The sequence below is a fragment of the Nostoc sp. genome, assembly GCF_036917455.1.
In the GTDB taxonomy this organism is placed as follows: domain Bacteria; phylum Cyanobacteriota; class Cyanobacteriia; order Cyanobacteriales; family Nostocaceae; genus Nostoc.
In genome coordinates, this window is the sequence record NZ_JBALDK010000087.1 from 1 (window position 1) to 6,343 (window position 6,343).

Below are 6,343 nucleotides of genomic sequence, written 5' to 3' on the forward strand. Positions count from 1 at the left end.
CTTCAGGTGGCTCGTGACTTCATTCTGGAACATCTTGAACAAAAGATGGGCTTGAGTACACATAACCAGACTCCTGTCAATGCGTAAGTTCTGCATTTATGCTTGAGTGTACTGCAATTCACTCAAAGCGCTTTTGAGTTCGGCGGTGCGTTCTTCTACCCTGTCTTCTAAGGTTGTAAAGGATTCCCCTATCAAATAAACAATCAACATCCATACAATTTATTTGTTGTTAGGGAATTACTACTACAGCACAGCAAAAATAAAATTTACAGTCCGAATCAATGAAACCCTTGCAATCCTATACTCTTGTGGATAATTACAGATTAGATATTTGGGGGAAAATTACGAGTAGCGTCATCCAGACTAACTAGGACGGTTATTCCCACCGGGAGTTTTTAGGATAATTTGTCAAAATTAAAGATAACCGGAGGTTAAAAATATGAAATTTTCAATCCAATCCCTTTACACCTGGTATCGCAATGTGCTTCGTAACCCGAAGTACCGTTGGTGGGTAATTTTAGGAACGCTAGTCTATTTGGTCAGTCCAATTGATATTCTCCCAGATTTTATACCCGTTGTGGGACAGATTGATGATGTTTTCCTTTTGACTCTGCTAGTTAGTGAAGTGTCTGGACTGGTGATTGAAGGCTGGAAAGCTCGTAAGGGTGATATAGGCACTGAAGCACCTAATACTACTGAGGCTTCTACTACCACTGCAAGCACTATTGATGTTGATGCCGTTTCAGTTAAGTAGTTTTAATAAAACCCCTGCTTTTTGAATCTGAGGTGGGGGATATTTTTTTATATAAAGGAATGCAGATGTAAGCGAACAAGCTGGGGTTGAAAAAGTATAACTCAAGCTTAATAATATTAGCGATCGCTCAAAATAAACTTGGGTTATGGATTTTATCTAAAACTGAAAAAACTGTGCTACTCTTTCTCCGTTATATATACATATACCGTTCCGCCATTGGTAAAGTTCATAAACTTCTCTTGGCAAGCGAAAGGGTAAGTTTTTAACTTTTTCTTCAATTTCTTCATAAACTAATCCTGGTTGCAGAGAAGAAGCATAAGAGGGTTTATTTTGCTGCAACCAGTTTAAAATTCTGTCTAAAGCATCTGTTAATAGTGACATAGATGCAGATATTTTTACTAAACAGTGCCTTTAGCTTAACTTCTCGTTTTACTTAGGATACGAGAATTTGTTGTACCTTTATCCAAAGCAACGCACAAATTCGGCTGGGTACTGTTCAACTAAATATTTACAAGCGTTGTCGTAACTCACCCTCTTCTTCGTCTCTACGCCTCTACGTGAAACAAAAAACAGCCGCTTCCACAAAGGAAGCAGCCGTTTTCACAAATTATGTAACTACGTATTAGTAATCGAAGTCGCCGCCGCCAGCACCAGCGCCAGCAGGAGCGCCATCTTTTGGTTCAGGCTTGTCAACTATAATACATTCGGTTGTCAACACCATGCCAGCGATGGAAGCAGCGTTTTGCAGAGCAGAACGAGTCACCTTAGCAGGGTCAACAATACCAGCAGCTAACAAATCGACGAATTCATTTGTTGCAGCGTTGTAGCCAATGTTGAAATCCTTCTCTTTAACGCGTTCAGCAATTACAGCACCATTCTGACCAGCGTTTTCAGCAATCCGCTTCAGAGGTGCAGGTAAGGCGCGAACCACAATCAAAGCACCAATCAACTCTTCATCTTTAAGATTGCTCTTTGCCCAAACTTCTAAGTCGGGAGCAAGGTGAGCCAGAGTTGTACCACCGCCAGGAACGATACCTTCTTCCACAGCAGCTTTAGTGGCGTTGATAGCGTCTTCTAGGCGCAGTTTCTTATCTTTCATTTCGGTTTCGGTTGCTGCACCAACTTTCACTACAGCAACACCACCAGAGAGTTTAGCAAGACGCTCTTGTAATTTCTCTTTGTCGTAGGAAGATTCGGTTTCTTCAATTTGACGACGAATCTGTTCGACACGAGCCTTAACAGCAGCTTCGTTACCTTCGGCAACAATTGTGGTGCTGTCCTTGGTGATGGTGATTCGGCGAGCTTTACCCAGGCTATCCAGCTTGGTGTTATCTAGCTTCAGACCAGCATCTTCGGTAACTAGTTGACCACCAGTTAAAACGGCAATGTCTTCTAGTAGTGCTTTGCGGCGATCGCCAAAGCCAGGAGCTTTAACAGCAGCCACGTTGAGTACACCGCGCAAACGGTTTACTACCAAGGTTGCCAAAGCTTCTTTTTCAATATCTTCGGCGATAATCACCAAAGGACGACCAGCACGAGCTACTTGCTCTAACACTGGTACAAGGTCTTGTACCAAAGCAATTTTCTTATCAGTCAACAGTAGGAAAGGCTCATCAAAAACCGCTTCCATCCGTTCAGCGTCGGTAGCGAAATAAGGAGAGATATAGCCTTTGTCAAAGCGCATCCCTTCAGTGATTTCCAATTCGGTGAACATAGATTTCCCTTCTTCTAGGGAAATTACGCCTTCTTTGCCCACCTTGTCCATTGCTTGGGCAATCATCTGACCAACTTCTTCGTCATTACCAGCCGAGATCGCACCAACTTGGGCAATGGCTTTGGAATCTTCCACTGGACGGGCGTGTTCAGCAATTTTTTCTACCAAGAAGCCGGCAGCTTTGTCAATACCGCGCTTCAGTGAAATCGCGTTAGCACCAGCTGCAACGTTCCGTAAGCCTTCTTTGACGATCGCATGAGCTAAAACGGTAGCAGTTGTGGTACCATCGCCCGCAGCATCGTTGGTCTTAGAAGCAGCTTGACGAATCAAAGCTACGCCAGTGTTTTCAATATGGTCTTCTAATTCGATTTCTTTAGCGATCGTTACACCATCATTAACAATCTGCGGTGCGCCAAATTTCTTTTCTAGTACTACGTTACGACCTTTGGGGCCAAGGGTAACAGCTACAGCCTCAGCCAAGATGTCAATGCCTCGTTCTAAGGCGCGACGGGCGTTTTCGTTGTAGATAATGCGCTTTGCCATATTATTTGTCCTTTGTCATTTGTCTTTTGTCTTTTGTTTTTTGTCTTTTGTTTTTTGTCTTTTGTCATTGGCTAATGACTAATGACCAGTGACTAATGACAATTAGATAACGACTGCTAAAATATCTTTTTCAGAAAGCAGTACATATTCTTCGGTGCCGAGCTTGATATCAGTGCCAGCGTACTTGGAGTACAGCACTTTATCGCCGACTTTAATTTCCAATTCCTGACGGCTTCCGTCATCGTTACGCTTGCCAGGGCCAAGGGCAACTACTTCCCCTACCTGGGGCTTTTCCTTGGCGGTATCGGGCAAATACAGACCACCTGCGGTCTTTTCCTCTGAGGCGTTCACTTTTACGAAAACGCGATCGCTCAAAGGTTTAACTGTAGAAACGCTTAAAGATAAAGCTGCCATAATTATTTTCTCCAGAGATTAGCACTCTCAACCCCTGAGTGCTAATTTACCGAAAATTGGCATCCAATGGCAAGAATTGCTTTAGTACGGGTTCCCGAACTAGAAGCTCATCAATATACTTAAGTATAAATGCCTAATTATTTTTACTCTGCGGGTTTTGTCCTGTAAGTTACGTATATTTTTATGTGGTCAAAGAGAGTCGGGAGTCGGGAGTTGTGAATAGTTTTCCCAATTCCTAATTCCCAATGCCCTATTCCCTTCTCAGTCAACTTTATTTGCAAAGCTTGCAATTTGTTATAGAACTGTAATCAGGGAGCCGCTCGATGAGTAACAATACAGTGATCCAGTCCAGCTATCAAACCTCCAAAGCTAATAAGTCTCTAGAATATAAGCCCCTGAGTAATTGTGTAGAAAGTTTAGGACGTGCAAAAATTCAGCGATATTTTATTTGCGCTGACCAGACAATTGTTAATTGCTGCTCAAAACGAGCTAGTCTGGAATTCTGGGAATACTTAAAAGAGCGACTTAAAGACTTAAAACTTGATAAGTCGCAACAGAATTATTCCTTATGCGTCTGCGGAATTCAAGCCAACTGCTTGCGCGTTTGTTGTTCTGGACTCATAATGGTGGTTTACCCTGATGGTGTCTGGTATCGCCAAGCAAATCTGGAAGTTATTGAGCGGATCGTTCAAGAACACTTAATAGGCAATAAGGTGGTAGAAGAATATACATTTTTAAACCATCCTTTGCCAGAAACTTCTCTAGTTTCTTGTGAACACCTCATCGAGGCTTGGCAACCGAAGGATATGGTAGAGCAGTAAGCTTTAAGAAAGTGCGGGTTGGTTTTGAGGTAGGGTCATCTTTAAGCCAATACTTACTTGTGAGTTAGAAGGATTATTATTTAATCAGTGTTTTTTCGCCCGCCACTTTCAATGCGATATATAATAGCGCATTATAGATACTACTGCTATACGTATCCTTGCTGGACTTTTGCTATCGAGCTACTAGTCTCTTGAAAGTGCTCGGCATTTTTGAGGTTTCGAGACAGCAAAGGCAAGTTAAGTAGGAAAAAGGACAATATCTCGAAATAACCCACCATAGAGGATAAATATTCAAGACTTTGATGGACCGAAGCGCGACAAGTGCCACTGCTATGAAAGAGCCCAGCATGAAAGATCACAAACGACTTCTATTGATTGATGATGACCCTAACCTCATCTTGCTGGTGAAGGATTACTTAGAATTCCGGGGATACGAAGTCATCACCGCCGAAAATGGACGTGAAGCTCTGGAAATTTTAGAGCAAGATGTTCCAGACATGATTATCTGCGACGTGATGATGCCGGAAATGGACGGATATACTTTTGTGGAACAAGTCCGGCAAAACGAACGCACCAGTTGGATTCCGGTTCTTTTCCTTTCAGCTAAGGGACAAAGTGCAGACCGAGTTAAGGGTCTGAATAAAGGTGCTGATGTTTATATGGTCAAGCCCTTTGAACCAGAAGAACTCGTAGCCCAAGTTGAATCCTCACTGAAACAAACTATCCGTTGGAAAGAACACCAAGCTAAAGGAGGCGAAAACGGTTCCCGCATCCAGGTTCCCTTCGATGTGCAATTAACCCCAACCGAGCTGAAAGTAGTCCAGTTTGTCGCTAGGGGTTTAGCTAACCGAGAAATTGCTGAAGAACTAAATGTTAGTCAGCGCACGGTTGAAAGCCATGTGTCCAATATGTTGGGCAAAACTAATCTCCACAACCGTACTGAACTAGCGCGGTGGGCGATTGAAAATCAAATGGCATAGTGAATTTTAAATTTTAGATTTTGGATTTTGGATTATCAATCTAAAATCCAAAATCCGAAATCGAAAACTGATTACCACCCATCTTCTTCAGGGCTAGATTGGTGCAAAACTTCTAAATCCAGTTCATCCAAGTAAGTTAGGGCGCTTTCAATCTGAGAAACAGTACCTCGCAGTTCCAGGTCGAAACAGCTATATTCTAGTAAGTTTGCGCTTATTTGAGCCGCAGCAATAATTACCGTGACACCATAATGAGAAGTCAGTCGTGAAATGACTGGTTCTTCATGTAAGTCTTTAGGAATGCGAACTTGGATGCAAGTTTGGGTGCGTCTATTATCTAAAATATCTGTATTAGATTTGACTTCTTTATTTGGAACTGCCATTCTAGCTTTCTACTCGACTTGTGGGATGAGAGTTTTACTTTGCACAATGCTTTTAACACTAACGTCACTTATCCCATGCACGCAAGCTGTAGCAAATGATTCATAATTAATCATTAGATTTGATGGTATAAATTATGGATTGCGATCGCGTATAAGAATTATAGATTTATGAACTTATAATTTTTGGTGGAAGTCATTAGTACCAATGACTAATAAGTTCGCTTTCTCCACGGCAATTCAAGAAAACCGATGAGTTAAGTGTTGCTTTTATAATTAACGGGTAATGCTATTGGAATTTCAATCGCAAATTATGTTCCATAGCCTAATTGAGACTTTAGCTGAATATTTCCCTGATGTTTCTCAATAATTTGATGGCTAATTGCTAAACCTAATCCCGTCCCTTTGTTGATAGGTTTAGTTGTAAAAAAAGGATCAAATATCTTGCTTTGAATCTCAGAATCTATTCCATTACCGTTATCTTTAAATGTTATTATGATTGTTTATAATTCAGTTACTTCAGTTTTAATCACAATTTGCTTTTGTATCTGATGATCTAGCTCTAGTAAAGCATCAATTCCATTACTAAGGATATTCATAAATACTTGATTTAGCTGGGCTGGATAGCATTGAACTGGTGGAAGATTATAGCGGTTATCAGTCTTCTGAAGTACAGTAGCAGCAGTGAGTAAACCAACCGAGTAAATTCTCTATCGTCACTTCTGCGAATGCTGCATCTA

At 41.5% G+C, this 6,343-nt stretch carries 8 protein-coding genes; 3 read left to right on the forward strand and 5 right to left on the reverse strand.

Annotation, left to right across the window (positions count from 1 at the left end; genetic code table 11):
• The first annotated feature begins 439 nt into the window (after positions 1-439).
• Positions 440-754 carry a YkvA family protein gene (locus V7K42_RS09280; protein WP_334915527.1) on the forward strand — a complete coding sequence of 105 codons (315 nt, stop codon included), beginning with the start codon at positions 440-442 and terminating at the stop codon, positions 752-754.
• A gap of 156 nt (positions 755-910) precedes the next feature.
• On the opposite strand, the gene V7K42_RS09285 is transcribed toward V7K42_RS09280, so the two are convergent.
• The 3 genes from V7K42_RS09285 to groES all read right to left on the reverse strand — a co-directional run bounded on the left by V7K42_RS09285 (position 911) and on the right by groES (position 3,425).
• The gene (locus V7K42_RS09285) at positions 911-1,135 is read right to left on the reverse strand and encodes a hypothetical protein (RefSeq protein WP_334915529.1); all 225 of its coding nucleotides are present in this window, start codon (positions 1,133-1,135) and stop codon (positions 911-913) included.
• A 241-nt stretch (positions 1,136-1,376) separates the two neighbouring features.
• A complete protein-coding gene (groL, locus tag V7K42_RS09290; RefSeq protein ID WP_334915531.1) occupies positions 1,377-3,011 on the reverse strand; it encodes a chaperonin GroEL in 1,635 nt (544 codons plus the stop codon).
• 102 nt (positions 3,012-3,113) lie between these two features.
• The gene (groES, locus tag V7K42_RS09295; protein WP_069071443.1) at positions 3,114-3,425 is read right to left on the reverse strand and encodes a co-chaperone GroES; all 312 of its coding nucleotides are present in this window, start codon (positions 3,423-3,425) and stop codon (positions 3,114-3,116) included.
• Positions 3,426-3,748: 323 nt separating this feature from the next.
• Between groES and V7K42_RS09300 the strand changes: the two genes are divergently transcribed.
• Together V7K42_RS09300 and V7K42_RS09305 are read left to right on the forward strand one after the other, a co-directional pair.
• Positions 3,749-4,246: a (2Fe-2S) ferredoxin domain-containing protein gene (locus V7K42_RS09300; protein WP_334915532.1), complete on the forward strand. Its 498-nt coding sequence runs from the start codon at positions 3,749-3,751 to the stop codon at positions 4,244-4,246.
• Positions 4,247-4,548: 302 nt separating this feature from the next.
• Positions 4,549-5,226: a response regulator transcription factor gene (locus V7K42_RS09305; protein ID WP_012407592.1), complete on the forward strand. Its 678-nt coding sequence runs from the start codon at positions 4,549-4,551 to the stop codon at positions 5,224-5,226.
• A gap of 71 nt (positions 5,227-5,297) precedes the next feature.
• Here V7K42_RS09305 and V7K42_RS09310 read toward each other — a convergent pair whose 3' ends face one another.
• Both V7K42_RS09310 and V7K42_RS09315 read right to left on the reverse strand, forming a co-directional pair.
• Positions 5,298-5,606 (reverse strand): NIL domain-containing protein, encoded by a 309-nt coding sequence (locus tag V7K42_RS09310; RefSeq protein ID WP_334915533.1) that lies wholly within the window; start codon positions 5,604-5,606, stop codon positions 5,298-5,300.
• A gap of 308 nt (positions 5,607-5,914) precedes the next feature.
• Positions 5,915-6,103 (reverse strand): sensor histidine kinase, encoded by a 189-nt coding sequence (locus V7K42_RS09315; RefSeq protein ID WP_334915534.1) that lies wholly within the window; start codon positions 6,101-6,103, stop codon positions 5,915-5,917.
• Between the last annotated feature and the right edge of the window lie 240 nt (positions 6,104-6,343).